A 409-nucleotide genomic window follows, 5' to 3' on the forward strand; every position below is an offset into this window, starting at 1 on the left:
GGCTCGGAGTGGGTGCCGCACTTCGTGCGCCATATGGACAAGAGCCGGGGCATGGGCCGCAACGGTCCTTGGATCGGCGGGCAGTTGGACGAGCGCCCCAGCCAGGTCTTCCGCAGGCACATCCGCGTGGTGCCCTACCCCGAGGACGACATCGTGAATGTCGTCAAGCGCCTCGGATACCACGAGTCGATCGTCATGGGCTCCGACTTCCCGCACGCGGAGGGCCTGGCCGACCCGGCCGACTTCCGCAAGCTCATCGCGGAGCTCGGCGAGTCCGCCCAGGACGACATCATGTTCCGCAACGCTCAGCAGCTGATCAGCCGCTGAGCGTCGCAGGAGAGTCGTGAGCCCGGTACCGGCGTTCGGTACCGGGCTCAGTCCGTGGGACCAGCCTGTGGGATCAGTCCGT

General features: G+C 67.2%; 1 pseudogene. It reads left to right on the forward strand.

From position 1 onward, the window contains the following. A pseudogene (locus tag TN53_RS42650) lies at window positions 1-327 on the forward strand (amidohydrolase); the annotation flags it as partial. Window positions 328-409: the final 82 nt, after the last annotated feature.

Source organism: Streptomyces sp. WM6386 (genome assembly GCF_000972385.1).
Classification (GTDB): Bacteria; Actinomycetota; Actinomycetes; order Streptomycetales; family Streptomycetaceae; genus Streptomyces.